This is a genomic window from Burkholderia sp. Ac-20379, assembly GCF_017104645.1.
GTDB lineage: Bacteria > Pseudomonadota > Gammaproteobacteria > Burkholderiales > Burkholderiaceae > Burkholderia.
Window position 1 is genome coordinate 1 of record NZ_JAAGPF010000520.1, and the last position, 3,484, is coordinate 3,484.

The following is a 3,484-nucleotide window of genomic DNA, read 5'->3' on the forward strand; positions in this document are numbered from 1 at the left end:
GTTGCGCGTCGGCCAGCCGCGCGCGATCGCCCACCACCGAGCGCGCCAGCGCCGCGAGATCGACGCTGCGATGCGCGGCCGCCTGCGCGTCGGGGCCGTGGCGCGGCTCGAGCCGCGCGAGCGTCAGCAACTGTTCGGCAAGGTGGCCGAGCCGCGTCGCACCCGACTGGATCTGCGCGACGATGCGCGCGCGCTCGGCGTCGCTCGTCGCGCGGCCGAGCAGTTGCGCCTGGATCGACAGGCCCATGATCGGCGTGCGCAGCTCGTGCGCGGCATCGGCGATGAAATGCCGTTGCAGCGTGAACGATTCGTCGAGCCGGCCGAGCAAATCGTTGATCGCGCCGGCCAGCGGCTTGACCTCGTCGGCCACGGCTTCGGTATCGAGCGGATCGAGATGCGTGGCGTGACGCTGGCGCAGGCCTTCCGCGATCATCTTCAGCGGCCGCAGCCCGTAGCCGACGCCGAACCACAGCGCGATCGCGAGCAACGGCAGCAGCGACAGCACCGGCCACAACAGATGGATCGCGATGCGCGCCAGCGCGTCCCAGCGCGCCGTGCGCGGCTGCGCGACGCGGATCGTGGTGCCGCCGCTCTCGCGTATGTAGGTATGCCAACTTTGTCCGTTGGCGTCGAGCGTGGCCAGCCCCGGCGCGCCGGGCGGCGGCAGCACGATGCCGGGATCGGTGGTGAACGCCAGCTCGCCGCCGCGCCAGAGTTGCAGCACCACGTCGTCGGCGTCGTTGAGCTTGCGCGCGGGGGCCGCGGCCCCGCCATGGCCGGCGAACGCCGGCAGGCCGTGCTGATTGATCTCGACCTGCTGCGACACGCTGCGCAACTGGTCGTCGAGCAGGAAATCGAGCTCGCGCACGGCGGCCCAGTAGGTGCCGGCGCTGGCCAGCACGCCCACCACGCAGGCCGCGGGCAGCAGCCACATCAGCAGCCGGCCGCGCAGCGACGTGACGAGCCGGCGCGCAAGCGACACGCTCATGCCGCCTCGCCGATCCGGTAGCCCACGCCGCGCACCGTCAGGATCGCGACATGGCCGAGCTTCTTGCGCAGGTTGTGGATATGCACCTGCACGGCGTTGCTCTCGATTTCCTCGCCCCAGCTGTACAGCCGCTCCTCGAACTGCTCGCGCGAGATCACCGCGCCCGGCTCGACCATCAGCTCGTGCAGCATCACGAATTCCTTCGGCGACAGCGCCACCTCGTCGCCCGACAGCCAGACCTGATGGCGCGCCGGATCGAGCCGCAGCGCGCCGGCCGACAGCGTGGTTTGCGCGCGGCCCGCGTGGCGGCGGTTCACGGCGCGGATGCGCGCCAGCAGTTCCTCGAGCACGAACGGCTTGACGAGATAGTCGTCGGCGCCCGCGTCGAGCCCGGCGATGCGGTCGGTCACGGCGTCGCGCGCGGTGATCACGATGGCGGGCAGCGCGTCGTCGCGGCGGCGCAGCGAGGTCAGCAGCGTCAGGCCGTCCTTGCCGGGCAGCCCGAGATCGAGCAGCAGCAAGCCGTAAGGCGTGGTGCGCAGCGCGAGCGTGGCCGCATCGCCGTCGCGCACCCAATCCACCGCGAAGCCTTCGTGGCGGAGTCCTTCTTCCAGTCCGCTGCCGATCAGCGGATCGTCCTCGACGAGCAATACGCGCATGGTGCCGTTCCGTTACGTGTCGCGCCCGCACATCGGGCGCTCGATAAACACGAATCTTAGGCAGCCGATCCTTAGCGCCGCCTTAGCATCGCCGGCCCCGCGCGAAGGGCCCGAGCGGCGCGCTGTCGCACCCGCGGCGGCGGCGCGATCCGGCGCCGATTGTTAAGGCTCCCTTAATGCTGGCGCTCGGACAATCCGCCACTCGTCAACGCCGATCCCAAGGAGTCCAGATTGCCCCGAGTCCGCCCTCACCCGGTGCGCCGCTCCGAACCGCACCGTCGCCCCCGGCGGACGCTCGGCGCGCTGGCCGCCGCATGCCTGCTGCTGACGGCCGGCTGCGTGTCGTACCAGCCGAAGCCGCTCGCGCGCCAGGCCAGCTTCACGACCGCCGCCGGCCTCGCCCGCCTCACCGTCGATCCCGCCGCGATGCCGTTGCCCGCGCTCGCGGCGCATCGCTTCGATCCGAGCGACGGCTTCGACATCGACGAGGTGGCGATGCTGGCCGTGGCCAACAACCCCGACCTGCGCCTCGCCCGCGACGACCTCGGCATCGCCCACGCGCAGGCGTTCGCGGCGGGCCTGCTGCCCGATCCGCAGATCAGCCTGTCGAGCGACTACCCCGGCCAGGTCGGGCTGGCCCGCGCGTTCTCGTACGGCCTCGCGATGGACGTGATGGCGATCGTCACGCGCGGCGCGAACCGCAAGGCCGCCGACGCGGCCGCGCGCAAGACCGATCTCGCGCTGCTGTGGCAGGAATGGCAGGTGGTGGTGCAGGCCAAGCAACTGTTCGTGAAGGCGCGCTTCCAGGCGGCGGTGCTGCCGCTGCTCGACGCGCAACGCGAGCTGGCCCGCACGCGCTTCGAGCAGACGCAACGCGCGATCGCGCGGCACGACACCACCGACGACGTGGCCACCGCCGCGCAACTGGCCTACGCCGACGCCACGAAGCAGGCCAACGACATGCGCCACGCGCAGGCGCAGACGCATCACGATCTGAACCTGCTGCTCGGCCTCGCGCCCGACGTCGTGCTGACGCTGACCGGCAGCGACGCCGTCGCGCCGCTGCCCGACGCCACGCTCGACGCCGCCGTGGCCGCGCTGCCGTCGCGCCGCCCCGACCTGATCGCGCTCGAAGCCGGCTACGCCGCGCAGGAGCAGAAGCTGCGCGCGGCGGTGCTGAACCAGTTCCCGAGCCTGCAGGTGGGCTTCAACCGCTCACGCGACACCTCGGAAATCTATTCGACCGGCTTCCAGATCAACTTCTCGCTGCCGGTGTTCAACCGCAATCGCGGCAACATCGCGATCGAGACGGCCACCCGCCAGCGCCTCGCCGACGAATACGCCACGCGCCTGAACGCGGCCCATGCCGACATCGCGCACCTGCGCGCCGACACGGCGCTGTCCGCGGCGCAGCTCGCGCGCGCCGAAGCCGCGCTGCCCGCGCTAGAGGCCGCCGGGCAACGCGCGCGCAGCGCCTATGCGGTGCACGACATCACCTTGCAGCAGATGAGCGACGCCGTGACCGCCGCGCTGGCCCGGCGCATCGACGCGGCCACCCAGCAGGAGGCGCTGGCCGAGCAACGGATCGGCCTGCAGGCGATGCTCGGCGCGGCGATTCCCGATCCGGGCGCGCCGGCCGATTCGTCAACACCCCAAACCGTCGGAGCGACGCCGCTCGCCGCGCGTTGATTGCTCCCGTTGCTTGATACCCGATGCGCGGCCGCGCCGCGCCCCCTCCCGATTTCGAAAGCGATTCCGCCCATGCCCTTCTCATCGTATTTCCGCGCCGCGCCGCCGCTCGCCGCGTTCGCCGCGGCCCTGGCCGCCATGCTCGCGC

Annotated in this window: 3 protein-coding genes; 1 reads left to right on the plus strand and 2 read right to left on the minus strand. The window is 71.8% G+C overall.

Annotation, left to right across the window (positions count from 1 at the left end; all coding sequences use genetic code 11):
- Both G3N92_RS32180 and G3N92_RS32185 read right to left on the minus strand, forming a co-directional pair.
- On the minus strand, positions 1–988 hold a 988-nt coding region (locus G3N92_RS32180; protein ID WP_206131571.1), incomplete at its 3' end, for a histidine kinase dimerization/phospho-acceptor domain-containing protein.
- Positions 985–1,647 (minus strand): response regulator, encoded by a 663-nt coding sequence (locus tag G3N92_RS32185; protein WP_206131572.1) that lies wholly within the window; start codon positions 1,645–1,647, stop codon positions 985–987. The genes G3N92_RS32180 and G3N92_RS32185, both read right to left, overlap by 4 nt.
- A 231-nt stretch (positions 1,648–1,878) precedes the next feature.
- Here G3N92_RS32185 and G3N92_RS32190 point away from each other — a divergent pair, with 231 nt between their 5' ends.
- Entirely contained in the window at positions 1,879–3,336 is a 1,458-nt protein-coding gene (locus tag G3N92_RS32190; RefSeq protein ID WP_241015157.1) for a TolC family protein, read from the plus strand.
- The last annotated feature ends 148 nt before the right edge of the window (positions 3,337–3,484 follow it).